Consider the following 24,400-nt stretch of genomic DNA (forward strand, 5'->3'; position numbering starts at 1 on the left):
AAGCGGCTTTCCCGTGTCATATGGTGATAATACACCGCAGGGCAAGCCTTGAGGGGAACGATATAGGATGTTGCGGCATTGCTTGGCAATCTTGACTGGAGAGGAACCCGTCATGGCCAGCCTGAAACCCGTTGCCGACCTCGTTACCCATCGCAAGCCACGCTTCCCCGGCGAGAGCGCCGCCTATCGTGATGCCCGCACGGCCTTGCTGGCGGAGGAGATAGAATTTCGCCGCCACATGACCCGGCTGGTGGAACAGCGGCGCTCGCTGCCGCCCGGCCCGCTGATCGAAAAAGACTATCGGTTCAGGGACGAGCAGGGGTTCGAGGTCGGCCTGCCCGACCTGTTCGGCGACAAGGACGCATTGGTCGCCTATTTCTGGATGTACGGCCCGGAACGCGAGCGGCCCTGCCCGATGTGCACCAACTGGATCGGGTCGGTCGACGGCAATGCCGCCGACATCAAGCAGCGCGTCGCCTACAAGATTTTCGGGCGCAGCCCGGTCGAGCGGCAATTCGCCTTCGCGCAGGAGCGGGGCTGGCGCGATACCGACTTCGTCCAGACGGTCGGCGACGATTATGCCAATGATCTGGGCCTGCTGACGCCGGACGGCGAATATCCTGCGCTGGTCGTGTTCCGGAAGGATGGCGAGGGCATCCGTCTCTTCTGGATGAGCGAGATGACCGGCGAGATGGGCGATCCGGGGCAAGACCCCCGCGACGCGCCCGATATTGCCGCGCTCTGGTCGATCCTCGACCTGACGCCCGATGGCCGGCCGGCGAACTGGTATCCGAAACTGCGCTATTGAAACGGGGCGGTGTCGTCACCGCCCCTTTCATCGTTCAGCGCGCGCCCTCGGCGTAATAGCGCTCCATGTCGAGCCGCATCTGGTGCAGCGCCTCCGGATTCAGATAGACCATGTGGCCCGCCGGATAATATTTGAACTGGAGATTCTGGCGCAGCGCCGGCTCCAGCATCATGTGCTTCAAATCGCGCTCGGTCGAGAAGAAGGGCGTGGCCATGTCGTACCAGCCATTGAGCGACAGTACGCGCAGATGCGGGTTGGTGCGCATCGCGGCGCTGAGGTCGGCGGTCACGTCCGCGACATTCTGCTTGCCGCCTTCCGGGGCCTGATGGCTCCAGTCCCATTTGAAGTCGCCGCCTTCCCGCGCGCTCAGCCGATAGCTGAGGTCGGTCTTGTAGCCGATCTTGTTCGTCACCTGATCCAGGAAGCTGCCGACATAGAGGCCGGTGATGCCGGTGCTGGACGGATCAAATTCCGGTTCCTCGCCCGCCGCGTCGGCGTCGATCCCCTTGTAGCGGCTGTCGAAGCGGCCGATCGTCTCATGCCCGTCGCGCAGCAATTCCTTGCGGAAACGGCTCAGGCTGACGCGCAGATTGGCGCGCTTCAGATAATCGACCGACAGGCCGGTGAAGCGGCTGAGCTGCTGGGCGATCTGATCGGTTTCCTGCGGGCTGATGTCGGACCCTTTGAGCAAGGCGGTGGTATAGGCGCCATTGGCGAACACGCGGGCTTCCTCGACGAACGCTTCCAGGCTTTCGGGACGGCCGCCGGGGACGCGATTATGATACCAGGCGGTCGCGGCATAGCTGGGCAGATAGCCGACATGGATCGCATCGAAGCCCGATTGGCGGATGCCGTAATTCATGATCGACGACAGCAGCACCACGCCGTTCAGCGTCAGCCCGCGATCCTCCAGTTGATAGGCGAGCGCACCCGATCGGGTCGTGCCATAGCTTTCGCCGAAAATATATTTGGGCGACGCCCAGCGGCCATTCTTGGTTGTGTAGCGGATGATCGCCTTGGCAAAGGCGTCCACATCGCCATCGACGCTGTAGAAGTCGGACGGCTTGGCATCGCCCAATATGCGCGAATAGCCCGACCCGATCGTGTCGAGGAACACCATGTCGGTGCTGCCGATCAGGCTGTCATTATTGGGGCCGACGTCGAAGGGGGCGGGCCTGACCGCTTCGGGATTGCCGGTGCGCACATGTTCGGGCGCGAAGCTGCCCATGCGCAGCCAGAGCGACGACGAACCGGGGCCGCCATTATAGAGGAAGGTGACGGGGCGGTTCTTACCGGCGGCCGTATAGGCAGTGTAGAACATGCTCGCGACCGGCTTGCCCTTTTCGTCGCGGATGGTGAGCGTGCCGGCGGTCTGGGTATAGGGGATGGCCTTGCCATCGACGCGCGCCGTGCCCTTGCTGCTCTGCGTCACTTCCTCGACCGGCGCGCTGGCCCAGTTGGCCGCGACCTGCTCCGCGACCTTGTCGGCATGTTGTTTGGCGGCGTCGGGCGCATCCTTCTGCGCCAGAGCGGGGGAGGCGAGAGCGATGAGCGAAGCGAAGGCGAAGGTGGCGGCAGACCGCATGAGGAAAAGGCTCCGTGGCAAAGATATGGTATATTGTTGGCGACGCGCGGCACCATAGGAATGTCGCCGCACGGGGCAAGGAGATATTGCACCGACGTAAAGCAGCGTCAGATGCGCCGCCCTTCAATCACCGCCGCCATATCCGTGGCCACCGCCCTGGCCGGCGACCGCGGATGCGTGCCAGCGGCGCGACCATGGCCGCCGTCTGGATCGGGTGCGGCGGCCGATGTCCGGCATGAGCCTTTCCTGTGCAGACGCCATGTTCGGCGGATCGGGCGGTCCAGCCCGCCATGTCGCGCCCGCCCTTGCCGCATCGCGGCATTTCCTGTAGGGGCGCGCCCGAAGCCTCTGCGCGGCCTTGTGTCGGCTTGGGTGAACCCATATCCCGAAGGCAAGACATGTCCCTGCGTAACATCGCGATCATCGCGCACGTCGATCACGGCAAGACCACCCTCGTCGACCAGCTTTTCCGCCAGTCCGGCACCTTCCGCGACAACCAGCGCGTCGAAGAGCGCGCGATGGACAGCAACGACCTCGAAAAAGAGCGCGGCATCACCATCCTGGCCAAGCCCACCTCGGTCGAGTGGGAAGGCACCCGCATCAACATCGTCGACACCCCTGGCCACGCCGACTTCGGCGGTGAAGTCGAGCGTATCCTCTCGATGGTCGACGGCGTCGTCCTGCTGGTCGATTCGTCGGAAGGCGCCATGCCTCAGACCAAGTTCGTGACCGGCAAGGCGCTGGCGCTGGGTCTTCGCCCGATCGTCGTCGTCAACAAGGTCGACCGTCCCGACGAGCGTATCCAGGAAGTGCTGGACGAAGTGTTCGACCTGTTCGTGTCGCTCGACGCGACCGACGAGCAGCTCGACTTCCCCGTCCTCTACGCGTCGGGCCGCAACGGTTATGCCAATGAAGATCCCACGCTGCGCGCGGGCACGCTGAAGCCGCTGTTCCAGAAGATCGTCGATCACGTTCCCGCGCCCGCCGTGGAAGTCGATGGCGTGCCCTTCACCTTCCTGGTGACGTTGCTCGACCGCGACAATTTCCTGGGTCGCATCCTGACCGGTCGCGTGACCAGCGGTTCGGTCAAGGTGAACCAGGCGATCCACGCGCTCGACATGGACGGCAAGATCATCGAAACCGGCCGCGCGTCCAAGATCATGGCCTTCCATGGTCTGGATCGCGTGCCGGTCGAAGAAGCCAAGGCCGGTGACATCATTTCGCTCGCCGGCCTCGCCGTCGCGACCGTGGCCAACACCATCGCCGACACCTCCGTGACCGAGCCGATCCAGGCCCAGCCGATCGATCCGCCGACGCTGTCGATGCGCTTTGCCGTGAACGATTCGCCCATGGCCGGCCGCGAAGGCACCAAGGTGACGAGCCGCATGATCCGCGATCGTCTGGCGCGCGAGGCCGAATCCAACGTCGCCGTGAAGGTTACGGAAAGCGCCGACAAGGACAGTTTCGAAGTCGCCGGCCGTGGCGAACTCCAGTTGGGCGTGCTGATCGAAACCATGCGCCGCGAAGGCTTCGAACTCTCCATCAGCCGCCCGCGCGTGCTGTTCGGCGAGGACGAGAATGGCGGCAAGACCGAGCCCTATGAAACCGTCATGATCGACGTGGACGATGAATTTTCCGGCACGGTCGTCGAGAAGATGAACATCCGCAAGGCCGAGATGACCGACATGCGTCCTTCGGGCGGCGGCAAGACCCGCATCACCTTCTCCGCGCCGTCGCGCGGCCTGATCGGCTATCATGGCGAATTCCTGTCCGACACGCGCGGCACCGGCATCATGAACCGCCTGTTCGAGAAGTACGGCCCGCACAAGGGCAATATCGAAGGCCGCAAGAATGGCGTCCTCATCTCCAACGGCGCGGGCGAGGCCAATGCCTATGCGCTGGGTCCGCTCGAAGAACGCGGCATCCTGATGGTCGGCGTGGGCGAAGCGCTCTATGAAGGCATGATCATCGGCCAGAACGCCAAGCCGGACGATCTGGAAGTCAACCCGATGAAGAGCAAGGCGCTCACCAACTTCCGCGCATCGGGCAAGGACGACGCCGTCCGCCTGACCCCGCCCTGGAAGCTGACGCTGGAGCAGGCGATCGCCTATATCGACGATGATGAACTGGTCGAAGTGACGCCCAAGACCATCCGTCTGCGCAAGCGCTACCTCGACCCGAACGAGCGCAAGCGCATGAGCCGTTCCAAAGCGGCCTGATGTTTCAGGTCGCTCGGACAAAGGCGGCCTGATGTTTCAGGTCGCTCGAACAAGGGCGGCCTGATGTAATGTCTCCCCAGGCTCGCTGGGGGAGGGAGACCAGCCGACGCTGGTGAAAGGGCAGGGGGCGTCTCAGGCGCTCCCGCCCTTTGCTTGTTGAAAGGAGCCGATATGGCCGATCTCTATCTCAAGGCGCTGACATCCGAGCGTCGCGCGCTGTGGGCCGAATGCCGGCTCAAGGGCCTGGCCAAGGACACCGTCCAGCGCCTGCGCATCGTCGAGATCGATGCGCTGCTCGCGGCCCATAAGGCCAAACAGGCCGGCAAACCAAGCGCCTGAATCCATAGAGATATTTTCTGCATAGCCGGTTTTGCGAGACAGGCGCAAAAAGCCTGCCTATCCTGGCGCTTCTCACAATGGGGGGATATGCAGATGGAATATATGTTCTTGCCGCTCAGGCGGTACGCCGATTTCTCGGGCCGCTCGCGGCGCAAGGAATATTGGATGTTCTTCCTCGGTTGTATGCTGGCGGCGTTCGCGGTTGGCATCGTGAGCGGCCTGTTGGGCGGGTTTCCCAATGGCGAACCATCGGGCGGCGCATCTGTGCTGATGATCCTGCTCGGCCTGCTGGTCCTGCTGCTCATCATCCCCTCGCTCGCGGTGCAGGTCCGCCGCTTCCACGATCAGGACAAGAGCGGCTGGTTCGTGCTGCTGAACTTCATTCCCTATGTCGGCGGCATCATCGTGCTGGTCTTCATGTGCCTGGACGGTACGCGGGGCGAGAATCGCTTCGGTCCCGACCCGAAGCAGACCGCTGCGGATGTGGGCGATATCTTCAGCTGAGCGGCCTATCGCGCCCGGCCCGACAGGCCGCGAATGGCATGATCGGCACCGTTTGATGGGCGGCGGAATGGTCCGCCGCCCATTCGCATTGCGTCCCAACACCTTGTCGTGTCACTTTAACGGGCGGTGCAAAGCGAATCGCAACCCTGAGTAGCGGATAAAATGTGGGTGGCTGAGTCTCCCGCGCTGGTCGTGCGTTTGGCCGGACGGGTGATTTACGCAGGAGGATTGATGGAGTGGCCGAAACCCTTCCAGCCTTGAGCGAGGGGGAAAAGCAGTGCCTGCGCCTGGTGGCGCAGGGCTTCAATTCCAAGGAAATCGCGCGCCAGCTGCATGTGTCGGAACATACGGTCGATCAGCGCGTGCGCACCAGCCTGCGCAAGTTCGGCGTGCCCTCGCGCAAGGAGGCGGCCCGCCTATTTGTTACGGATGAGCAACGGCAGCCCCAAAGTGGCACATATCAGCCCTTGATATATCAACCGGAGCGCCTTGCCTCCGATCCCGATCCTGCGTCATCCATGCCTCAGCCGGACAGGCCGGATGGGCAAAGGGAGCGCGACACGCTTCTGCGCCGCATCCTCACTTTCGGCCCGCCGCTCGGGGGATCGACCAATGAACTGAGTAAAGATGGCCGCATATTGGCGATGATCCGCGCTGCGGTTCTCACTGGTGTCGGCGTCATCACGCTACTGCTGCTCATTGCCGGAGCCTTCAAGGCGCTGGGCTGATCCATCCAGATACGACCATGCTGACAACGCACCGCCGCCAGGCGTCGTGCGAAGGAGAAGACTTGTGCTCAACCTCGATACCGCCAAGACCCAGGCCGTCGCCGACCAGACCCGCCAGGCCTTTGCCGCGCTGGATACGGCGCTGGTCGATGCCGCGCACCTCACCACCGCCTTCCTGTCGGCGGCGCAGGGGTCGGGCCTGACCGCCAGCGAAAGCCAGCGCATCATTCAACGCATCCACGAAAGCGCCAGCAAGATCATCGAGGGCCGCAGCGACATGATCCGCGCGACCGCCCTGCTGACGCGGTGCCTGGAACATAGTCAGATGGAGGTGACGGCCGTTGGTTGTCCGCTGGGCATGGACGCCCCGGCGCAGGACGACGCGCCGCGCCACCTGACCCTGGTCGCCTGACCAGGTAGCCGTCGGCATCCGCATGGACATTGCCCTCCCTCTCAATCGGAAATGCGGATGCTGGCGGCTTTTTTCTGGCTTCTGACCCTGTGCGCCTGTGCCTTCGCCGCCCTGTTCGGCGGCAAGGACGGGCGATGGTTCGCCCTTGTTTTCCTGGCCAGCGTGCTGCTGACGATGCCGGCCCAACTGGTCGGATCGTGGCATGGCACCCAATTCTGGCTGACGATCGTCGATACGATGCTGTTCGCCGGTCTTATATGGCTGATGCTGCGCAGCAGCAGCTACTGGCCGATCTGGGCGGCCGCCAGCCAGCTTATGACGGTGCTGACCCATGTCGTGACCTTGCTGCTGCACGGATTTTCGGAACGGATCTACGAAGGGCTGAGCACGGTGTGGGTCATTCCCCTGCTGCTCTTCACCATCATCGGCATCGAACTCGACCGGAAGGCGCTGCATGACCGTCCATATCCCGCCTGATCGCCACCTGCCCAGCCAGGAAGCGGTCGACCTGGTGGTCGCGCTGCAACGATGCCTGTGCAATTTCCATGCCCGCAAGGAAGAGCCTGCGATCCTGGATGGCGAGGGGAGCGACCATCTGCCTGTGCTCGCCCGCTATCTCGACGCGCGGCGGATGCGGTCGATGCTGTTCGGCCATGACCTTTTTTCCGATCCGGCCTGGGACATATTGCTGCACCTCTATCAGGCGGAGCTGGAGGGAAGGGCGCTGACGCTGGAGCAGCTCAGCGAAACGCTGCGGCTGTCGCTCAACACCGTCGTCGGCCAGGCGGGCGTACTGGAACGCCGTGGGCTGGTGATGGAGCATCGCAGTTCGCCCAACAGCCGGCGCCGCTGCGCATTGCGCCTGGCCCCGCTGGCGGTGGACGCGATGGCCTCCTGGTTCTCGCTCGCCTTTTCGGGCGAGGAATAGGCTAGCGTTCCAGCGGCAGGGTCAGGCTGGCGCGCAACCCGCCCTGGCCTGCGTCGGCGCGGCGATTGGCGAAGTCCAGCCGTCCGCCATGGCTGTCCGCAATGGAACGCGCGATCGACAGTCCCAGGCCGACGCCGCCCGTCTCCCGGTTGCGCGACGCCTCGCCGCGATAGAAGGGCTCGCACAGCCTTTCTATCGCTTCCTCCGGCACGCCCGGTCCGTCATCCTCGACCGTCACCGTGGCACGTCCGTTCGCCGTCGCCAGCGCGATCCGCGCCGACCCGCCATAGCGCACCGCATTTTCGATCAGATTGGCGACGCAGCGCCGCAGCGCCACCGCGTCGCCGCGCACCACCGCGCGGCTGCTGTGCGTCACCGCCACATCCTGCCCCATATCGGCCAGATCGTCGGCCAGCGTCTCGACGATGGCGGACAGGTCGATCCGCACCTGCGCCGCGCCGTCGCCCTGGCCGCGCATGAAATCGAGCAGGTCGGTGACCATGGCCCGCATTTCCTGCACGTCGGCCTGCGCCTTGGCGCGCGGCCCGTCGGGCAGCGCCTCCAGCCGGAAGGACAGGCGGGTCATGGGTGTGCGCAGATCGTGGGCGATCGCAACCAGCATCGCCGTGCGTTCGCCCAGATAGTCGGCGATCCGCGCGCGCATGTGATTATAGGCGGCGCCTACCGCGCGGACTTCCGGCGGGCCGGTCAGCGGCAGCGGGTCGGCGCGTTCGGGCCGTTCGGTCGCCGCGCCGTCCGCCAGTTGCCGGATCGGTTGGGTGATGCGCCGCGCCACCCAATAGGCCGGCAGCAGCAGCAGGATGAAGATGCCCGCCATCAGCGACAGGGTGATGGCGTACCAGCGCCCGTTCGCGCCCTGCCGCGCCTGTACCACCTGCCAGCCGTCCGTGGTGCGGCGCGCCAGAAGGAAGCTGCCGTGCAACATCGTCCCGTCAGGACCGAAATTGGGCCTGGGCCAGGCTTTCCGGTCGGGATCGGCCATCCGCATCGGCGGCGATTCGCGCATGAGGCGAACATCGTCCGCGCGCGCGCCCAGCAGCGCGGCGACCTGCGCGGCGGCGCGCCGGTCCTCCATCTGTCCCGGTTCGACCAGTGGGACGGGATCGGACTGATAGCGCGTCACCGTCCAGCTACCGGCCGGGGCGGCCGCGCCCTGTAGCAGCGCGGCGGCTTCGCCCGGCATCATGGGCCGGCTGTGCGGCGGTGGCCCGCGGAACGCCACCAGCATCATCGCCCCCAGCGCCAGCAGCAGGGTCGCCGCGACCAGCGCGACGATCCGGGTCAGGATGGACGGGTTCAGGCGATCGAGGCGCGAGGTCACGCCGGGCGGACCTCGGCGGTGAACATATAGCCTTCGTTGCGGATGGTGCGGACCAGTTCGTCCCCATTCTCCTTCTGGCCGCCCGCCCGCGCGCCGCGCTCCAGCTTGCGCCGCAGCCGGCTGACCTGCACGTCGATCGCGCGGTCGTAGCTTTCGCTGTCATTGCCGGCCGAATAGTCGAGCAGCTGGTCGCGGCTCAGCACCCGGCGGGGATGTTCGATGAAGGCGCGCAGCAGTCGGAACTCGCCGTCGGTCAGGGTGACGACGACATTGTCGGGATCGGTCAGCAACCGTCCCCCCATGTCTACCTGCCAGCCGGCGAAGCGCAGTTTCTTCCCACCCGCTTCGGGCATGTCCGCCGCCTGCCGCCGGTGGCGGCGCAGCACGGTGCGGACGCGGGCGAGCAGCTCGCGCGGGTTGCAAGGCTTGGGCAGATAATCCTCCGCCCCCATTTCCAGCCCGACGATCCGGTCGATGTCGCTGCCGATCGCCGACAGCATGATGACAGGCAGGCCGCCGCGCGCCGACAGCCGCCGCAGGATCGACAAGCCGTCTTCGCCCGGCATCATCACATCGAGTACGGCGATGTCGAAATCCTGCGCGGCCAGCGCCTGATCCATCGCCGCGCCGTCGGCCACCGCGGTCACGACAAAGCCATGTTGCTCCAGAAAATCCGACAGCAGCGTGCGGATGTCCGCATCGTCGTCGACCACCAAGATGCGCGAACCGTCCATGGGCGCCAGCATATCGGCGGAATGCGCCTCCTGCAAAGTCATCTGCACGCTGCTCCGGTCAAATCGCCAGCCCGACCGTCACCGTGCCGGTATAGCCGTTGGTGACGTCGCCGGTCATCGTCGGCGTCATCGCCGTCACCTGCGCAGACATATTGTCGCCGAACACATTGTCGCTGCTGGTCGATATGCTGGCGAAATTGCTCTTGCTGCTGGTATAGCCGCTGGTGGCATAGACCGTGTTGCAGGCGTCGGCCGGCATGGCGAATTGCGACGTCAGCACGCGATTGGCGTAGCTGGTGGCGCGCGCCAGGCTCGGATAGACCTCGAAATGGATATGCGGGTAGCGTCCGTCATAGCAGCCGGGGAAGATGCTGGTGAAGGTCACCTGCCCATTGGCGTCGGTCACGCCCACGCCGCGCAGATAATTTTCGCCCGGCACGGTATAGAGCGAATAGAGACCGTCGCGGGTGCAGTGCCAGATGTAGACGGCATAGCCTTCCAGCGCGGCGCAACCGCCGTTGACGTTGACGACGGTGATGGTCAACTCCATCGTGATGCCGGCTGCGGTGCCGCTCGACGATCCGAAGCTCGACCGGATGTCGGTGCGCACGATGCCGCTGTCGTCCAGCACATTGACCACGCTGCCGTTGCTGCTGTTCGACCCGTCGGCCGGATAGGGGCCGTTGGTTTCGGTCGGATCGGCGATGCAGGTGCCGGTCGGTGTCGGCGTGGGGGTAGGGGTCGGCGTTGGCGTGGGCGTCGGCGTCGCGGTGGAATCGCCCGACGATCCCGATCCGCCGCCGCATGCGCCGATCAGCGCCGCGCCGCTCGCCGAAAACAGCAGCCGCAAGGTGCGCCGCCGCCCGATATTCTCCCGCGCCAGTGCGCGCATCTGTTGCAGGTCGTGCAGCAACCCATGGTCGTGCGCCTCATCATGTCCAGGCATCTACCCTTGTCCCTCTTTGTCTCGTTGCAAAAAGACCCTCGGGATCGTCCCTAATCGCGGCATATCTCCGGCCGATTGCCCAATGTAGCGGCTTTGTAGCCGTCAAACGCTCTGGCCTCCCTGCATCATGGCCCATATAGTCGCCGGGTTTGTCCTCCACGCGAAAGCGCTTCATGCATCTTCTCATCGGCCTCGCCGGCATTCTCCTGATCCTCGCCATCGCTTTCGCCTTGTCCTCCGATCGTCGCGCCATCCGTCCGCGCGTCGTAGGCGCTGCTTTCCTGTTGCAGGCGGGGATCGCCATCCTGGTCCTTTATGTGCCGGCGGGTCGCGCGATCATCGGCGGCATGTCCAGGGGCGTGGCCAACCTGCTCAGCTATGCGCAGGCGGGGACGGATTTCATCTTCGGTCCGCTCGCGAAGCCCGAAATCGGCGGGGCCAGCTTCGCCATCGCCGCGCTGCCGGTCATCATCTTCTTCGCCAGCCTGGTGTCGATCCTCTATTATCTCGGGATCATGCAGTTCATCGTCCGCTGGGTCGGCGGCGCGATCGAATGGGTGACGGGCGTGTCCAAGGTGGAAAGCCTGTGCGCGGCCGCCAACATCTTCGTGGGGCAGAGCGAAAGCCCGCTCGTCATCCGCCCCTATCTCGCCGGCCTCACCCCGCCGCAACTGTTCACGGTGATGACCAGCGGCATGGCGGGCGTCGCGGGCACCATCCTGGCCGCCTATGCGTCGATGGGGATCAAGATCGACTATCTGCTGGCGGCCAGCTTCATGGCGGCCCCCGGTGGCCTGCTGATGGCCAAGATCATGATGCCCGACCCGCGCGCGCCGGTGCAGGGCGAATTGCCGCTGGGCGATCATCCCGACCTCCCTCTGCCCGATACGCGGATCAGCGGCGTTGGCCCCGCCGCCTTGTTGCCCGAAGGCACGCCGGGCGAACCCATGCCGGTCGCCACCCATGACGAGGAACGGCCCGCCAACCTCATCATGGCCGCGGCGCAGGGTGCGCAGACAGGTGTCAAACTCGCCGTCGCGGTCGGCGCGATGGTGCTGGCCTTCGTCGCGCTGGTGGCGCTCGCCAACGGCATATTGGGCGGCATCGGCGCGTGGTTCGGTTACCCGACGCTCAGTTTCCAGATGCTGCTGGGCTATGTCTTCCAGCCGGTCATGTATCTGCTCAACATCCCCTGGGCCGAAGCGCAGGTGGCGGGCGGCCTGTTCGGCACGAAGGTCGTGCTCAACGAATTTGTCGCCTATATCAACCTCGGCCAGGTGCAGGGCGCGCTGTCGCCCGCGACCATCGCCATCATCACCTTCGCGCTGTGCGGCTTCGCCAATTTCAGCTCGATCGCGATCCAGATGGCCGTCACCGGCAATCTCGCCCCCAACCAGCGGCCGATGATCGCGAAACTGGGGTTGAAGGCGCTGGTCGCCGGCAGTCTCGCCAACCTGATGAGCGCGGCGCTGGCGGGGCTTATGCTCAGCCTGTAATTTCGATCAGGTCGGCTCCGTAACGGAAACGCTACCATCGTCCCTGCAAATCGGTTATGGTTAACCCATGGGGGCAAAAGATTTTTTCATGGTCGCTCTGGCGGCCCTAGGCTGGTCGGGTACCGTGTCCGCGCAGGCGCCTGCGACGCAGGCAAGGCCGCTGCCGCCTAAGCCGGCCGCGCTGGAAACCTACAAGGACTGGACCATCGGCTGCGACAATCGCAACCGATGCGAAACCGTGTCGCTATTGCCCGACGGCGGCGCGTGGCCGGATAGTCCGGTCATGGTCGGCGTCGTGCGCGAAGCCGGACCCGATGCCGCCGCCGAAGTCTGGGTCAGCCGCGACACCAATAGCGGGGGCGAGATCAGCATCCATGTCGACGGACGCCGTGTCGCCAGCGCCATGAGCCGTGACGGCGACGCCACCATAAGAGGGCCGCAGGCCGCCGCGCTCGCCATCGCCATGGCGCGCGGCAGCGTGCTGGAATTGCGCATGGGCAATCGCTCGCTGGGCAAGCCGTCGCTGGCCGGGTCCGGGGCGGCCCTGCGCTATATGGATGCGCGGCAGGGGCGGGCGGGGACCAGCACCGCGCTGGTCGCCACCGGCCCGCTCGGACCGCTCGCGGTGCGCGCTGCGCCCGCTGCGCCGGTCATCAAACGGGCGCCCTTGCCCGCTGCGACCGCGCCCGCCGCGCTGTGGCGGGAGGAACTGACCGCCCTGGGTAAATTCACCCGCTGCGCCGACGAGATGAAGGGCGCGGAGCCGCCGCAACTCTATCGCCTGTCGCGCACCGAAACGCTGATCCTGGTCCCCTGCGGCAGCGGCGCCTATAATTTCACCTCGGTCCCGGTCATCGCCACCGGCGATGCCGGCCGCCGCGCGTTTCGCCTGGCCAGTTTCGATCTGAAGCCGGGCTGGAGCGAGGAAGAAGCCCGGCCGATGCTGGTCAATGTCGGCTGGACTGCCGACAAGCTGCGGCTCGACAGCTTCGCCAAGGGGCGCGGAATCGGCGATTGCGGCGGCAGCGAAGCCTATGTCTGGGACGGCACCCGCTTCCGCCTGATCGAGGCAACCAGCATGGGCGAATGCCGCGGCGCATGGCATTGGATCAGGACATGGTCCGCGCAGGTGGCGGAATAATCCTGTCGGCAGGATGATATATTCCGCAACCGCCGCACCGCGCTTTGCAATGGTATTGGAACAGGACGCGGCCATATTGACGCCATGACCCAGTCGCTGCGCCAATCCGCCCCATCGCTCATTGCATCCACCCTGCCGAACCCGGTGCGGGCCGTCATCTTCGACATGGATGGCACCCTGCTCGATACCGAAGCGGCGCATCGCCGCGCCTTTGCGCAAACGGGTGACGCGATCGGCTGGCCGATGGCGGACGACCTGCTGCTGTCGATGGTCGGCATCCATCGCGACGAAAATGAGCGGATGCTGGCCGCCCATCTGGGACCGGACTTCCCGCTCGCCCGCTTTTATGCCGACAGCGACGCCTTGTTCGAGGCAGCGGTTGAGGCCGGCATCCCGTTGCGCCCCGGCGCGCAGCTGCTGCTCGACCATCTGGCGCAGGCGGGCATCCCCATGGCGCTCGCCACCTCGACCGCCGCGCCCTATGCGCAGCAGCGGCTGGAGAAGAGCGGCCTGCTGCATTATTTCGACGTTGTCGTGACGCGCAGCGATGTTGATCAGCCCAAGCCGCATCCGCAGCCCTATCTGCTGGCGGCGCGCCTGCTGGGCGTCGATCCGGCGCATTGCGTTGCGGTGGAGGACAGCCATGCCGGCGTCCGCTCTGCTACGGCAGCGGGAATCGCGACGGTGATGGTGCCCGACCTGCTGCCGCCGACCGAGGAACTGACGCTCGCCTGCGCGCAGATATTGCCGAGCCTCACCGACCTGCGCGACCTGTTGCTGGCGACGGAATAGGGGGGGCTGTTCGCTGTCCGCAATGTCATGCCAGCGGAGGCCGGCATCTTTCTTTTCTTCCTAGCGGTTCGCTAGAAGAAGCGTGATCCCGGCCTTCGCTTGGATGACGGTCGTGCGTGACCGGGAAGCTTGCTTCCCGACCCAGCCGTCAGCGAGTCGTCCTGCTGGTCAGTTCTTCCGCTGCGGCACCGTGAAGGTGCCCGACACGCGCCCGCTGGGGCTGGTCGCGGCGCCCGGCACGCCGCCCGACGAACGGCCATCGACAGTGGAGCGGCCGCTGTTGAGGTCCATCACCAGCCGCCCGCCGGTCAGCTTGTTCGCCCCCTGCGTCAGCGTGACATTGCCCAACATGGTGATGAGCTTGCTGTTGAGGTCGTAGATGGCGACATTGCCGCGTGCGGTCTGGTCCGCCTTGGTCACGACGACATTGCCCGATGCGTCGATCCGGTCGATGTCCACGCCATTCGTCCCGCCGCTCGGCTGCTTGCTGTAGGCGACGGTCATGCGGGCGGCGTTCAGCGTCATGCCCGCCTGCGTCACCACGACATTGCCCGACACGACGACGCGATCGGCGCGGTCCTGCACCTCGATCCGGTCGGCGTTGAAATTGACCGGCGCGTTGCTGTCGTGATTCTTGAACACCTGCGCGAAGGACGGGGCGCTGGCGCCGGCGAACATCATCGCGGCGGCGCCCACAAAGCCGGTCGAGAGCAGGATCAGGGTGCGTTTCATCAGTTTCGCCCTTTGAGGCCATTTTGCTCGATACGCAAGCTTGCCCGGCCATTCAATGTCACCGTGCGCGCGGCCATGTCCGCTTCCAGATGGTCGCCGCTGAAGGTGCCGATCGGAATGCGGCCGTCTACCCGGCCCGCGCTCTTCATCCGCCGGGTCTTGAGGTCGATGCCGACGTCGCGCGTGGTCAGGCGGTATCCGCCCGCCGCCTCGAACTGCACCGGCCCTTCGATACCGACCCGTTCGGTGTCCATGTCGTATCGCCCCTTCTGCGCGGTCAGCACGGCGGGGCCGTCCGACAACAGGATGCGGGCCGACATGCTGTTGAGGTCCACGATCGGCTCGCGCGAGCTTTTCTGCACCGCCGACCCGGCGCGCAGGGAGAAGGGCTGGCCCTTGCTGTCCTCGCCGCGATACAGCGCCTCGGTCAGGCGCATCCGGTCCTTCGCCACCTCGACCTTGTTCTTGTCGAGGACGAAGCTGACTTTGTCGCCGCCGGTGAAGGGCGCGGTCGCCAGCAGCGCGGCCAGCACGCCGACCGCGACCGGCAGCCAGTTTTTGAGCAGCGCGACCAGCCGATCATGGCTGCCGCCCGGCTGCGCCCAATGGCGGCGGACGTCGCGTTGTTGATCGGCCTGGACGGACATGGTTGGACCTTTCAGGCTGCGTTACATATGCGCGAAGATGTCGATCTCCGGCCATCCCACCAGGTCGAGCTCGGCGCGATGGGGCAGGAAATCGAAACAGGCCTGGGCCAGTTCCATCCGCCCTTCACGGATCAGCCGCTTGTCCAGCTCGGCCTTGAGCGCATGGAGATAGCGCACGTCGGACGCGGCATAATCCTTCTGCGCGTCGGACAGGACGGGGCCGCCCCAGTCGCTCGACTGCTGTTGCTTGCTGATGTCCTGGCCCAGCAGCTCACGGACCAGTTCCTTCAGGCCGTGCCGGTCGGTATAGGTGCGGATCAGGCGCGAGGCGATTTTGGTGCAATAGACGGGCGCGGCGACCACGCCCAGATAATGTTTGATCGCGGCCAGGTCGAACCGGCCGAAATGATAAAGTTTCAGCCGCTCGGGATCGGCCAGCACCGCCTTCAGATTGGGCGCGGCATAATCGCTGCCGGGCTTGAAGCGGACGAGATGCTCGTCGCCCTTGCCATCGCTGATCTGGACCACGCACAGGCGGTCGCGCGGGGTGATCAGCCCCATGGTTTCGGTATCGATGGCGATCGGGCCGGGGGCGAGCACGCCGGCGGGCAGATCTTCTTCATGGAAATGAACGGTCATGTCCTCCCCTTATGGCGAAACAGGGCCAACCGCAATCAAGGCTTTGTCGGGAGAAATCTTCGCGACGAAACACGGCTTTTGCGCGGCGAATGACGGACAGGAAAGGCGATTTCGGCCAATTGGAACGGAACGGGACCGCGGCAGTGAAAATCATTCGCGCGGCCGAGAAAAGTTGATATAGTGATTCCCAAATCCGCGTCTGCGGTGGATTCTGCATGTCATTCGCCCGACATGTGTTTGTCCGATTGGTCTTGGGGCGAAGCGAAAGTGACTAACAGGGCATGAGTTTTGATAGAGGTCGCCGCGGCGGGCGCGGCAAGGACAAGCGCGACGGTTTCGGCGACGACAATTTCTACGATCAGGGCGGCCGCGGCGGCGGTGGCTTCGGCGGCGGCTTCGGTGGCGGCGATCGCTTTGGCGGCGGTGGCGGCGGCTTCGGCGGTGATCGTGGAGGTTTTGGCGGCGGTGATCGCGGCGGCGGCTTTGGCGGTGGTCGCAGTGGCGGCGGCTTCGGCGGCGGCGGCGGTGGTTTCGGCGGTGGCGGCGGCGGTGGTCGCGGCATGCCTGCCCAGGTCGTCGGCGAAGGCAAGGGCATCGTAAAATTCTTCAACGGACAGAAGGGCTTCGGCTTCATCGTTCGTGACGATGGCGGCGAAGACGTGTTCGTGCACATCAGCGCCGTCGAGCAGGCCGGCCTGACCGGTCTGGCCGAAGGACAGCCGCTCGGCTTCACCCTGGTCGATCGTGGCGGCAAGGTGTCGGCGACCGATCTGGTGATCGACGGCGAACCGCTCCCCGTCACCGATCGCGGTCCGCCGCGTGAAGCGCGCGAACCGCGCGCCGGTGGTTTCGGTGGCGCGCCCGATCGTGGCGGCCCGCAGCGTCAGCTGACCGGCGAGCGCTCCAGCGGTACGGTGAAGTTCTTCAACGCGATGAAGGGCTTCGGCTTCATTCAGCGCGATGATGGCCAGCCCGACGCCTTCGTCCATATCAGCGCCGTCGAACGCGCCGGCATGGCCGCCCTGAACGAGGGCGACCGTCTCGACTTCGAACTGGAAGTCGATCGTCGCGGCAAATATGCGGCGGTGAATCTCCAGTCGAAGGCCGAATAAGGCCGAGGCTGACCATCCCTGTTACCGGGGAGAGGATAGGGAAGGGGTCGCTCGCGAGGGCGGCCCCTTTTGCTTTGGGGAATCGCGGCGCGGATCGCGCTGTCGGTGTGATCTGGCGTGGAGCGGGCTGCGTTTAACCGGACACAAGTCGCACGCTTTCGTTTTCTGCTTTCGCATCGTCTTTGGCGGAAAACCGGTTCCCACTTTTCTGTACGATGCTCTAATTGGGTAACGATGCCGCCCCGTGCGGCCATTACGCAGGCATTATGCTTGCTTGCGTAATGGCCGAAAATGCTCTTTTGCATACAATCAGCCTCGCGTAACCATGTCACGCGTCCAGCCCATTCCCGGCCCTACCGCAACGCCCTAACCCGCGTCCGCCAGCACCAGCGCGAACAGCCCTTCATCGTCGATCCATTCCGCGGCCGGTTCCCATCCGCCGGCCCGCAGCAGCAGCCGTTCGTCGCGCGCGCCATATTTGTGGCTGCTCTCGGTGTGGATCGTCTCGCCCGCGTCCATGTGGAAACATTGACCCGCGACGTGGAAATGCAGCGACCGCAGCGCCTCCAGATGCATTTCGATCCGCGCCTTGTCGTCGTTCCAGATCGCGCGATGGACGAAGCTCTCGATCGGCAGGTCGCCCTCCAACTCGCGATTGATGCGCTCGACCAGATTGAGGTTGAAGGCCGCTGTCACGCCCTGCGCATCGTCATAGGCGGCGATCAGCCGGTCGCGATCCTTGATCCGATCCATGCCGATCAGCAGCTTGGCCCCATCGCCCAGCAGCCGGCGCATCGCCCGCAGCAGGTCGACCGCCGCATCCGGCTCCATATTGCCGATCGTGGATCCGGGGAAGAAGCCCAGCCGCGGCAAATCCTCGATCGCACCGGGCAGGGCCAGCGGCCGGTTGAAGTCACCCACCACCGGCAGCACCGGCAGGCCGGGAAAGGCCGCCGCCAGCGCCGCGCTGCTCGCGTGCAGGAAATCCCCGCTAATGTCGATCGGCACATAGGCGGCGGGCGCGATGGCGCGCAGCAGATGCGGCGTCTTGCGCGCGCTGCCCGCGCCGAACTCCACCACCGCGCGCCCTTTGCCGACCGCCGCGGCGAAGTCCACGCCATGACGGGCGAGCAGGGCGGTTTCGGTGCGGGTGGGATAATATTCGGGCAGGTCGGTGATCGCTTCGAACAGTTCCGACCCGCGCCGGTCGTAGAACCATGTCGGCGGCGTCGCCTTGGGGCTGCGCGACAGGCCCGTAACGATATCATGACGGAAGGCCGGGTCGATCGACCGGGCGATGTTGGGGGCGTCCTCGGTCAGCAACATGGCGCTTACAGATCCTTGGCCAGCCGCAGTCCGGTGAACTGCCAGCGTTGATGGGGGTAAAAGAAATTGCGGTAGCTGCTCCGCGCATGGCCGCGCGGGGTGGCGCAACTGCCACCCTTCAGCACGAACTGGCCGGACATGAACTTGCCATTATATTCGCCGACGGCGCCCGGCGCCGCGCGAAAGCCGGGATGGGGGCGATAGGCGCTGCCGGTCCATTCCCACACATCGCCGAACATCTGCGTCAGCGCGGACCCGTCCTCGGCCGGGCGCGGCCGGGGACTGTCGGGGCCGTCGAGCTGGTTGCCGCTGACCGCCGCGACATTCTGCGCCGCGCTTTCCCATTCCGCTTCGGTGGGCAATCGCGCGCCCGCCCAACTGGCATAGGCGTCGGCTTCGTACAGGCTGATATGGGTGACCGGCGCGGCGGGGTTCACCGGCTGGCGGCCGTCAAGGCCGAAACGGGTCCAGCCCTGCTCGCTTGGCTTCCAGTAGAGCGGTGCGTCCACGCCTTCATTCTGCACCCAGGCCCAGCCGTCCGACAGCCAGTGCGCCGCGGTGCGATAGCCGCCATCTTCGATGAAGGCGATCCATTCGCCATTGCTGATCGGCCGGTGCGCCAGCGCGTGCGGATGCAGCAATGCCTTGTGCCGGGGGCCCTCGCAATCGAAGGCGAAACCGCCGCGCCCGTCCTCTCCGATCTCGACCAGCCCCTCGCGCCCCTCGATCCAGTGGAGCGGGCCGGGCAGGGCGACGGGCGCAGCGCTGGGCGCGCCGAACAGCGCCGGCTCCAGCGGATTGAGCGAGAAGAGATGGAGCAGGTCGGTCAGCAACAGTTCCTGATGCTGTTGTTCATGCTGCAATCCCAGCGTCACGAGCGCCCGCGCGGGTTGCGGCAACATGCCCAGCGCGCCCGTCAGCGCCGCATCGACATGGGCGCGATAGGCCCGAACCTCGGTCAGCGAGGGGCGGGTCAGCATCCCCCGCATCGGCCGGGCATGGCGCGCGCCCTCAGCCTCATAATAGCTGTTGAAGAGGAAGGCGTAGCGCGGATCGAAGGGGCGGTATCCCGCCACATGGTCGCGCAGGACGAAGGTTTCGAAGAACCAGGTCACATGCGCCAGATGCCATTTGGCGGGCGATGCGTCAGGCATGGACTGGACCGTGGCGTCGGCGTCCGAAAGCGGGGCGGCCAGGGCTTCGGTGAGGGCGCGGACGGCGCGATAGCGCTCTTCCAGGTCGTCCTGATGCGCGTCCGTCCAGCTTTTCGCCATGCCTGCCCTCCGATACGGTTGCACCGCTCTCTTGAAGGGACAAGCGCATAAGGCGGCGGGCGGTTCCGGCCCGTGTCCTTTAGGGCAGGATCAAAGCTCCTGCAGGATCGGCGCGGCACGGCATACGCGGTCGCGGCCCGACTGCTTGGCTTCGTACAGCGCATCGTCGGCGCGGCGCAGCGCCGCATCGAGTTCGCCGCCGGTCCAGCGGCACACGCCGGCGGAAAAGCTGATCGGCCGGTCCTGCACGCGGCCGATCGGTTCGCTGCGCATCCGGCTGGCGATCCGCGCCAGCGACCAGCTTGCCTCGTCCTCGATGCAATCCTGGAAGAAGATGGCGAATTCCTCCCCGCCCCAGCGGGCGACCATATCGACGCGGCGGACCAGTGCGGACAGGCGGGTCGCGAAACTGGCCAGCACCCGGTCGCCCTCCTCATGGCCCAGCAGGTCGTTGACCCGCTTGAAATAGTCGATGTCGATGATCGCGATACAGCCCTTGCGCCGGTGATCCGGCAGCGCGTCGATATGGGCCAGGAATCCGCGCCGGTTGGCGATGCCGGTCAGCGGGTCTTCATGCGCGGCCTGATGCAGGTCATCCAGCCGCTCGCGCGTGGCGCTGGCGACGCGTTGCACCCCGGCATAAAGGGTATGGATGACGTCGCCGACGTCCGGCAGCGCAGGGGCGACGTCCTCGCCGCGATGCAGCGTTTCGGCCAGCGCATGGATCGGATTGAGCAGTGCGCCGATGCCCAGAAGGGCTATGCCGGTGCCGATGACCGTGGCCATCGTCAGCAGGACGAACTCGGCGAGCGCGATGCGGCCGCTGGCGAAGCCCCAGCCCAGATAGGCCAGCAACGGCATATGGGTCGCGATGAAGCAGAGGGTGAAGAGGCGCAGGCGCAGCGAGCGCGGAAAGATGAAGGAGGTGGCGAGGTAGAAATGCATGGCGATCCCCGACTGATGCGAATGGAGCGCACCGTCCGGGTGGCATCTAAATGCCGCCTGAAGAAACAAGGTTAATCCTGCGCTACCGGGCAGGCCGTGCAGCAGGCGAGTCAGGCTGCGTTTCCAGTCGGTTGCTGCACCGGGGCGGCGCGTTTCAGCGCGACGCGCCCGGCACCCATTTGACGTCGGCCGCGCCATTGTCGTTCAGGCGGCGCGCCAGCACGAACAGCAGGTCCGACAGCCGGTTGAGATAGGCCAGCGCCTGGCTGTTAAGCGCCACCTCCACGGCCGCGGCGGTTGCGCTGCGCTCGGCCCGGCGGGTGATCGCGCGGGCGAGGTGGACGGCCGCCGCAGCGGGAGAACCGCCCGGCAGGATGAAGCTGTCGAGCGGGGCGAGATCGGCGTTCATCGTATCGATCTGCTGCTCCAGCCGGGTCACCTGACTGGGAATGATGCGCAACGCCCAGGGTTCGTCCGCGCCTTCTGGAACCGGCGTCGCCAGGTCGGCGCCCAGGTCGAACAGGTCGTTCTGGATGACGGTCAGCCAGGCGGCTTCGGGCCGCTCGCCCAAGGCGACGACGGCCAGCCCGATCGCGCTGTTCGCTTCATCGACATCGCCCACGGCCTGCATCCGCGGCGCGTGCTTGGGCAGACGCGATCCATCGACCAGACCTGTCGTCCCATTGTCCCCGGTCCGGGTGTAGATCTTGTTCAGCTTGACCATCTCTGTAGGCACGCCCTTTGGCAACCGAATGAATCTGAAGCACCCGTTCGTGCTGAGTAGCCATTGCGCTTGTCGAAATGGCTACTCAGCACGAACGGAGTGACGACAGGGCAAGTTGCGGGCCTCAGCCATGCCCCTTGGCGATCAGCAGGATCGCGACGATGATGATCGCCGCGGCCTGGAACAGGATGCGGTTCATCATCATCTTGTTCTGCTTCAGGCTGGACGGCCGAACCGCGCCTTCGGGCAGGTTCAGTTCCTCCTTCGTGGTCTGGAGGAAGGCGATGATGCCCCGGATCAGCGCGACCAGCGTGGCGATCATGGCAAGGATCAGGGCGATGACGAGGATGGTGTTCATGGGCGGCAGTCTAGGCGCTCGCCAGTCCGATTCCAACCGGAAAGCGTCCCGCGCGCAGGTCGGCGGCCAGCGCAGCGGGGTCCACGCCCTGCGCTCGCAATTGCGCCAGCGCGATCGACCCGCTGCGCTTGGCGAGGCGCCTGCCGTCCGGGCCTGCCAGCAGCGGATGGTGGACATAGGCGGGGCTGGGCAGGTCGAGCAGCGCCTGGAGCAGCCGGTGGACGTCGGTCGCGCCGCGCAGGTCGTCGCCGCGCAGCACATGGGTCACGCCCATCGCGGCATCGTCCAGCGTGCAGGACAGATGATAGCTGGCCGGCGCATCCTTGCGCGCCAGCACGACGTCGCCATGGGCGAGGGGCGCGGCCTTGACCAACCCCGCTCGCCCCGCGGCAGGGTTGGTCCGAACCGGACTGGGATGGTCTTCCCACTCCAGCGTGCCGGCCCGCGCCACCGCCTTGCCCATGTCGATCCGCCAGGCATGGGCTTCGCCCGCGGCGATCCGCCGTGCGCGTTCCGCATCGCCCAGGCCCCGGCACGTTCCCGGATAGGCCGGCCCCTCCGGTCCGTGGGGCGCGGCCATGCTGGCCTGGATGTCGGCCCGCGTGCAGAAGCAGGGGTAGAGCAGCCCTTGTGCGCGCAGCCGCTCCAGCGCCGCTTCATAGGCGTCCAGCCGCTGCGACTGGAAGATGATATCGCCGTCCCACGCGACGCCCAGCCATGTCAGGTCGGCGATGATGCCCGCGACATGGTCGGGCCGACTCCGGGTGCCGTCGATATCCTCGATCCGCAGGCGGAAGGCGCCACCGGCCGCGCGGGCCATGTCATGTCCCATCAGGGCGGACCAGCCATGGCCGACATGCAGCAGCCCAGTGGGGCTGGGAGCGAAGCGGGTCACCATATGCAGTGGTGTGACGGATAGTGTCATACAGGCTCTTGACGAGTGATATTCGTTAATGCTGTCATGCTCGTGTCACGTTGTTGGTGGATCAGCGGCGTCGGCAAGGGGGTAGAAGCGTTTCTATGTACCATCCCGACCTTATACGGCATCCGGAAAACTGCCCGGCGCTTGTGCTCAACGCAGATTACACGCCGCTCAGCTATTATCCACTGAGCCTCTGGCCCTGGCAGACCGCGATCAAGGCGGTGTTTCTGGACCGGGTGGACATCATCGCCAGCTATGAGCGGCAGGTGCACAGCCCCAGCCTGGATATGAAGATCCCGTCGGTGATCGCGCTCAAACAATATGTGCGTCCGTCCGAACATCCCGCCTTCACCCGGTTCAACCTGTTCCTGCGCGACAAATTCTCCTGCCAATATTGCGGCACGACCAGCGACCTGACCTTCGACCATGTCGTCCCGCGCCGCGCCGGCGGGCGTACCACCTGGGAAAATGTCGCGACCGCCTGTTCGCCCTGCAACCTCAAAAAGGGCGGGCGCACGCCCAAGGAAGCGGGGATGCGCCTGCACGTCGAGCCGATCCGCCCGACCAGCTGGCATTTGCAGGAACATGGCCGCGCCTTCCCGCCCGGCTATCTGCACGAAAGCTGGCACGACTGGCTCTATTGGGATGTCGAGCTGCTGGCGTGAGGCGCCATGTGGCCTTGGCGGCGCTGCTGCTCGTCCTGCCGGGCGGCGCGCTGGCCCAAGTCGATCATTCGGGCCTGACCCGCGCCAAATATGTCCGCAACTGCCTGATGTGCCACAGCCGCGCCGCGCCGGAGGGGATAGCGCCAGCCATCATGCGCGGCCTCTATCCCGAACGCGGCCTGGCCCCGGCGCTGGTCATGCCCGGCGTCACCTGCTGGCGTCGCTGCCAAACATGTTTTGCGCCGGAACCGAAGGCCGTGCATTAGGTCAGGATACCGGCAACCAGTCCAGGTCTATATCCTTGAGCCGGTTGGTATAATGGCCGATCTCCTCCAGCCGCGCCATGTCGTTGAGGATGATGCGTCCGTTGGAGCGGCTGATAAGGCCTTCCTGCTCCATCTGCCGGATCATCCGGTTGACATGGACCGATGTCAGCCCGATCGAATCGCCGATTTCCTCCTGCGTCAGCTTCAGGTCGAAACTGTCGACGATGCTGTCGTCGGTGACGCGCAGCCGGTCGAACATGTCGAGCAGGAAGGACGCGACGCGCGCCTTGGCCGATGTCCGGCCCAGCGCGGCCAGCCGGTCGGTCATCGCCACCCGCTCCGCATTGGACAACAGGAACAGCAGCGCCGCGACGCGGGGATATTCCTCCAGCAGCCGGCGCAGCGCATGTTTGTCGAACGGGCAGACGATCACGTCCGACAGGGCGACCAGCGATTCGGGCGCCTTGCTGTAGATGGTGCTGGCCGATCCAATGAAATCGCCGGGGAAATAGACGCGCAAAATCTGGCGGCTGCCATCGGGCAGGATGACGAAGCTCATCACCCGGCCTTCTCTCAGCACGAACAGTTCCGTTACCGTGTCATTGACCCGCTGGATCATCCCGCCGCGCTTGATCTTGCGCGGATTTTCCTCGAGCCGAGCCAATGCCTTCTTTTCCGCGTCGGACAGGGGCACCTGTTTTGCCAGCCTTTCCGCGAAACAGCTCGTTGCCACCCAATACACCTTTTTCCAATTGTCGTTACGATGGCAAAACGCCCCATGCGCCTTTTGGCTGCATTTTCAGGACGCGCACTAAA

The 24,400-nt window shown here is 65.5% G+C and carries 28 protein-coding genes; 14 read left to right on the top strand and 14 right to left on the bottom strand.

Features of this window, described 5'->3' with window-relative positions; all coding sequences use genetic code 11:
- The first annotated feature begins 112 nt into the window (after positions 1–112).
- Positions 113–808 carry a DUF899 family protein gene (locus ABT375_RS15785; RefSeq protein WP_416463274.1) on the top strand — a complete coding sequence of 232 codons (696 nt, stop codon included), beginning with the start codon at positions 113–115 and terminating at the stop codon, positions 806–808.
- A gap of 34 nt (positions 809–842) precedes the next feature.
- On the opposite strand, the gene ABT375_RS15790 is transcribed toward ABT375_RS15785, so the two are convergent.
- Positions 843–2,393: a S10 family peptidase gene (locus ABT375_RS15790; protein ID WP_416463275.1), complete on the bottom strand. Its 1,551-nt coding sequence runs from the start codon at positions 2,391–2,393 to the stop codon at positions 843–845.
- Positions 2,394–2,791: 398 nt separating this feature from the next.
- On the opposite strand from ABT375_RS15790, the gene typA reads away from it, so the two are divergent.
- The 7 genes from typA to ABT375_RS15825 all read left to right on the top strand — a co-directional run bounded on the left by typA (position 2,792) and on the right by ABT375_RS15825 (position 7,523).
- Positions 2,792–4,612, top strand: coding sequence for a translational GTPase TypA (gene typA / locus ABT375_RS15795; protein ID WP_224550188.1), 1,821 nt, complete (start codon positions 2,792–2,794; stop codon positions 4,610–4,612).
- 171 nt (positions 4,613–4,783) lie between these two features.
- On the top strand, positions 4,784–4,951 hold the full coding sequence (locus ABT375_RS15800; RefSeq protein WP_416463276.1) for a hypothetical protein: 168 nt from the start codon (positions 4,784–4,786) through the stop codon (positions 4,949–4,951).
- Positions 4,952–5,044: 93 nt separating this feature from the next.
- Positions 5,045–5,455: a DUF805 domain-containing protein gene (locus ABT375_RS15805; RefSeq protein ID WP_416463277.1), complete on the top strand. Its 411-nt coding sequence runs from the start codon at positions 5,045–5,047 to the stop codon at positions 5,453–5,455.
- Between the two features lie 236 nt (positions 5,456–5,691).
- The gene (locus ABT375_RS15810) at positions 5,692–6,183 is read left to right on the top strand and encodes a response regulator transcription factor (protein ID WP_224550191.1); all 492 of its coding nucleotides are present in this window, start codon (positions 5,692–5,694) and stop codon (positions 6,181–6,183) included.
- 64 nt (positions 6,184–6,247) lie between these two features.
- The gene (locus ABT375_RS15815; RefSeq protein WP_224550192.1) at positions 6,248–6,595 is read left to right on the top strand and encodes a hypothetical protein; all 348 of its coding nucleotides are present in this window, start codon (positions 6,248–6,250) and stop codon (positions 6,593–6,595) included.
- 57 nt (positions 6,596–6,652) lie between these two features.
- The gene (locus tag ABT375_RS15820; protein WP_224550193.1) at positions 6,653–7,072 is read left to right on the top strand and encodes a hypothetical protein; all 420 of its coding nucleotides are present in this window, start codon (positions 6,653–6,655) and stop codon (positions 7,070–7,072) included.
- Positions 7,050–7,523, top strand: coding sequence for an ArsR family transcriptional regulator (locus tag ABT375_RS15825; protein ID WP_416463278.1), 474 nt, complete (start codon positions 7,050–7,052; stop codon positions 7,521–7,523). The genes ABT375_RS15820 and ABT375_RS15825 overlap by 23 nt, the downstream gene beginning before the upstream one ends.
- Position 7,524: 1 nt before the next feature.
- Here ABT375_RS15825 and ABT375_RS15830 read toward each other — a convergent pair whose 3' ends face one another.
- The 3 genes from ABT375_RS15830 to ABT375_RS15840 are packed head-to-tail and all read right to left on the bottom strand — an operon-like array spanning position 7,525 to position 10,545.
- A complete protein-coding gene (locus tag ABT375_RS15830; protein ID WP_416463279.1) occupies positions 7,525–8,865 on the bottom strand; it encodes an ATP-binding protein in 1,341 nt (446 codons plus the stop codon).
- The gene (locus tag ABT375_RS15835; protein ID WP_261935539.1) at positions 8,862–9,641 is read right to left on the bottom strand and encodes a response regulator; all 780 of its coding nucleotides are present in this window, start codon (positions 9,639–9,641) and stop codon (positions 8,862–8,864) included. The genes ABT375_RS15830 and ABT375_RS15835 overlap by 4 nt, the downstream gene beginning before the upstream one ends.
- Before the next feature lie 16 nt (positions 9,642–9,657).
- Positions 9,658–10,545 (bottom strand): intradiol ring-cleavage dioxygenase, encoded by an 888-nt coding sequence (locus ABT375_RS15840; RefSeq protein ID WP_416463280.1) that lies wholly within the window; start codon positions 10,543–10,545, stop codon positions 9,658–9,660.
- Between the two features lie 173 nt (positions 10,546–10,718).
- Between ABT375_RS15840 and ABT375_RS15845 the strand changes: the two genes are divergently transcribed.
- From ABT375_RS15845 to ABT375_RS15855, 3 genes are all read left to right on the top strand, one after another.
- A complete protein-coding gene (locus ABT375_RS15845; protein WP_416463281.1) occupies positions 10,719–12,041 on the top strand; it encodes a NupC/NupG family nucleoside CNT transporter in 1,323 nt (440 codons plus the stop codon).
- 67 nt (positions 12,042–12,108) lie between these two features.
- On the top strand, positions 12,109–13,182 hold the full coding sequence (locus tag ABT375_RS15850; protein ID WP_416463282.1) for a DUF1176 domain-containing protein: 1,074 nt from the start codon (positions 12,109–12,111) through the stop codon (positions 13,180–13,182).
- Between the two features lie 84 nt (positions 13,183–13,266).
- Positions 13,267–13,974 (top strand): HAD family hydrolase, encoded by a 708-nt coding sequence (locus ABT375_RS15855; RefSeq protein WP_261935535.1) that lies wholly within the window; start codon positions 13,267–13,269, stop codon positions 13,972–13,974.
- 168 nt (positions 13,975–14,142) lie between these two features.
- Here ABT375_RS15855 and ABT375_RS15860 read toward each other — a convergent pair whose 3' ends face one another.
- Genes ABT375_RS15860 through ABT375_RS15870 form a run of 3 tightly spaced genes read right to left on the bottom strand, consistent with a single transcriptional unit; the run spans position 14,143 to position 15,992 of the window.
- Positions 14,143–14,706 carry an LptA/OstA family protein gene (locus ABT375_RS15860; protein WP_224550201.1) on the bottom strand — a complete coding sequence of 188 codons (564 nt, stop codon included), beginning with the start codon at positions 14,704–14,706 and terminating at the stop codon, positions 14,143–14,145.
- Positions 14,706–15,353, bottom strand: coding sequence for an LPS export ABC transporter periplasmic protein LptC (locus ABT375_RS15865; RefSeq protein ID WP_224550202.1), 648 nt, complete (start codon positions 15,351–15,353; stop codon positions 14,706–14,708). The genes ABT375_RS15860 and ABT375_RS15865 overlap by 1 nt, the downstream gene beginning before the upstream one ends.
- 21 nt (positions 15,354–15,374) lie before the next feature.
- On the bottom strand, positions 15,375–15,992 hold the full coding sequence (locus ABT375_RS15870) for a ribonuclease D (protein WP_416463283.1): 618 nt from the start codon (positions 15,990–15,992) through the stop codon (positions 15,375–15,377).
- A 281-nt stretch (positions 15,993–16,273) separates the two neighbouring features.
- Here ABT375_RS15870 and ABT375_RS15875 point away from each other — a divergent pair, with 281 nt between their 5' ends.
- Positions 16,274–17,104: a cold-shock protein gene (locus ABT375_RS15875; RefSeq protein WP_416463284.1), complete on the top strand. Its 831-nt coding sequence runs from the start codon at positions 16,274–16,276 to the stop codon at positions 17,102–17,104.
- Between the two features lie 366 nt (positions 17,105–17,470).
- Here ABT375_RS15875 and egtD read toward each other — a convergent pair whose 3' ends face one another.
- The 6 genes from egtD to gluQRS all read right to left on the bottom strand — a co-directional run bounded on the left by egtD (position 17,471) and on the right by gluQRS (position 22,656).
- Positions 17,471–18,430 carry an L-histidine N(alpha)-methyltransferase gene (egtD, locus tag ABT375_RS15880; protein WP_261935534.1) on the bottom strand — a complete coding sequence of 320 codons (960 nt, stop codon included), beginning with the start codon at positions 18,428–18,430 and terminating at the stop codon, positions 17,471–17,473.
- Between the two features lie 5 nt (positions 18,431–18,435).
- Positions 18,436–19,704 (bottom strand): ergothioneine biosynthesis protein EgtB, encoded by a 1,269-nt coding sequence (gene egtB, locus ABT375_RS15885; RefSeq protein ID WP_416463285.1) that lies wholly within the window; start codon positions 19,702–19,704, stop codon positions 18,436–18,438.
- Between the two features lie 90 nt (positions 19,705–19,794).
- A complete protein-coding gene (locus ABT375_RS15890) occupies positions 19,795–20,649 on the bottom strand; it encodes a GGDEF domain-containing protein (RefSeq protein WP_416463286.1) in 855 nt (284 codons plus the stop codon).
- A gap of 154 nt (positions 20,650–20,803) precedes the next feature.
- Entirely contained in the window at positions 20,804–21,373 is a 570-nt protein-coding gene (locus tag ABT375_RS15895; protein WP_261935531.1) for a cob(I)yrinic acid a,c-diamide adenosyltransferase, read from the bottom strand.
- A gap of 124 nt (positions 21,374–21,497) precedes the next feature.
- Positions 21,498–21,731 carry a twin transmembrane helix small protein gene (locus tag ABT375_RS15900; protein WP_224550207.1) on the bottom strand — a complete coding sequence of 78 codons (234 nt, stop codon included), beginning with the start codon at positions 21,729–21,731 and terminating at the stop codon, positions 21,498–21,500.
- A 10-nt stretch (positions 21,732–21,741) separates the two neighbouring features.
- Entirely contained in the window at positions 21,742–22,656 is a 915-nt protein-coding gene (gene gluQRS, locus ABT375_RS15905) for a tRNA glutamyl-Q(34) synthetase GluQRS (protein ID WP_416463287.1), read from the bottom strand.
- 95 nt (positions 22,657–22,751) lie between these two features.
- Here gluQRS and ABT375_RS15910 point away from each other — a divergent pair, with 95 nt between their 5' ends.
- Together ABT375_RS15910 and ABT375_RS15915 are read left to right on the top strand one after the other, a co-directional pair.
- Entirely contained in the window at positions 22,752–23,318 is a 567-nt protein-coding gene (locus tag ABT375_RS15910; protein ID WP_416463288.1) for an HNH endonuclease, read from the top strand.
- Positions 23,315–23,584, top strand: a complete 270-nt coding sequence (locus tag ABT375_RS15915; RefSeq protein ID WP_416463289.1) for a hypothetical protein — start codon at positions 23,315–23,317, stop codon at positions 23,582–23,584. The genes ABT375_RS15910 and ABT375_RS15915 overlap by 4 nt, the downstream gene beginning before the upstream one ends.
- A gap of 1 nt (position 23,585) precedes the next feature.
- Here ABT375_RS15915 and ABT375_RS15920 read toward each other — a convergent pair whose 3' ends face one another.
- Positions 23,586–24,317: a Crp/Fnr family transcriptional regulator gene (locus ABT375_RS15920; RefSeq protein WP_261935528.1), complete on the bottom strand. Its 732-nt coding sequence runs from the start codon at positions 24,315–24,317 to the stop codon at positions 23,586–23,588.
- Positions 24,318–24,400: the final 83 nt, after the last annotated feature.

The organism is Sphingomonas sp. VDB2, assembly GCF_047946695.1.
Classification (GTDB): Bacteria; Pseudomonadota; Alphaproteobacteria; order Sphingomonadales; family Sphingomonadaceae; genus Sphingobium; species Sphingobium bisphenolicum.